This is a genomic window from Pseudomonas sp. P5_B2 (assembly GCF_056400445.1).
The window spans coordinates 1-1,638 of sequence record NZ_JBFULH010000794.1 but is presented as its reverse complement, the minus strand read 5'-3'; the positions used below and the strand labels follow the sequence as shown (position 1 = coordinate 1,638).

At 59.8% G+C, this 1,638-nt stretch carries 2 protein-coding genes; both read left to right on the top strand.

Translation table 11 applies throughout. The annotated features are described in order from the left end of the window. On the top strand, positions 1 to 1,192 hold a 1,192-nt coding region (trpB, locus tag AC1DRJ_RS26860), incomplete at its 5' end, for a tryptophan synthase subunit beta (RefSeq protein WP_477804819.1). Beyond that, on the top strand, positions 1,192 to 1,638 hold a 447-nt coding region (gene trpA, locus AC1DRJ_RS26855), incomplete at its 3' end, for a tryptophan synthase subunit alpha (RefSeq protein WP_477804818.1). The genes trpB and trpA, both read left to right, overlap by 1 nt.

The following is a 1,638-nucleotide window of genomic DNA, read 5'->3' as shown; positions in this document are numbered from 1 at the left end:
GTTTGGCGCGTTCGGCGGCCGTTACGTCGCTGAAACCCTGATGCCGTTGATCCTCGACCTGGCCCGCGAATACGAAGCGGCCAAGGAAGATCCGGCGTTCAAAGAAGAATTGGCCTACTTCCAGCGTGACTACGTCGGACGTCCAAGCCCGCTGTATTACGCCGAACGCCTGACCGAGTTCTGCGGCGGCGCGAAGATTTATCTCAAACGCGAAGAGCTGAACCACACCGGCGCGCACAAGATCAACAACTGCATCGGCCAGATCCTGCTGGCGCGGCGCATGGGCAAAAAACGCATCATCGCCGAAACTGGCGCGGGTATGCACGGAGTGGCGACGGCCACTGTGGCGGCGCGTTTTGGTCTGGACTGTGTGATCTACATGGGCACCACCGACATCGAGCGTCAGCAAGCCAACGTATTCCGCATGAAGCTGCTCGGTGCTGAGGTGATCCCGGTCGTGGCCGGTACCGGCACCCTCAAAGACGCGATGAACGAAGCGCTGCGTGATTGGGTGACCAATGTCGACAGCACCTTCTATCTCATCGGCACTGTGGCCGGTCCGCACCCTTATCCAGCCATGGTTCGCGACTTCCAGGCCGTGATCGGCAAGGAAACCCGCGATCAATTGCAAGCTCAGGAAGGTCGTCTGCCAGATAGCCTGGTGGCGTGCATCGGCGGCGGTTCCAACGCCATGGGCCTGTTCCACCCGTTCCTTGACGACACGAGCGTCGAGATCATCGGTGTTGAAGCGGCCGGCTACGGCATCGAAACCGGCAAGCACGCGGCCAGCCTCAACGGCGGCGTTCCGGGCGTGCTACACGGCAACCGTACCTTTCTGTTGCAGGACGACGATGGCCAGATCATCGACGCCCACTCGATTTCCGCTGGCCTCGACTATCCAGGTATCGGTCCGGAACATGCGTGGTTGCATGACATCGGCCGCGTTCAGTACACCTCGGTGACCGACGACGAAGCCCTCGACGCGTTTCACAAATGCTGCCGCCTGGAAGGGATTATTCCTGCACTGGAAAGCGCCCACGCCCTGGCCGAAGTGTTTAAACGCGCACCGACCTTGCCGAAAGATCACCTGATGGTGGTCAACTTGTCTGGCCGTGGCGACAAAGACATGCAAACCGTGATGCACCACATGGAACACTCCCAACAAGAGCAATCCAAGCAGGAGAAACACTGATGAGCCGCCTGCAAACGCGCTTTGCCGAACTCAAGGAACAGAATCGCGCCGCCCTGGTGACTTTCGTCACTGCCGGTGACCCGAGCTACGACACTTCGCTGGCGATCCTCAAAGGCTTGCCCGCTGCTGGCGCCGATGTGATCGAATTGGGCATGCCCTTCACTGATCCGATGGCCGATGGCCCGGCGATCCAGTTGGCCAATATTCGCGCCTTGGGCGCCAAACAGAACCTGGCGAAAACCCTGCAAATGGTTCGCGAGTTCCGTGAAGGCAACAGCGAGACTCCGCTGGTGTTGATGGGTTATTTCAACCCGATCCACATGTACGGCGTGCCGCGTTTCATCGCCGACGCCAAAGAGGCCGGTGTTGACGGTTTGATCGTGGTCGACTTGCCGCCAGAACATAACGGCGAATTGTGCGATCCGGCTCAGGCGGCAGGTCTGGAC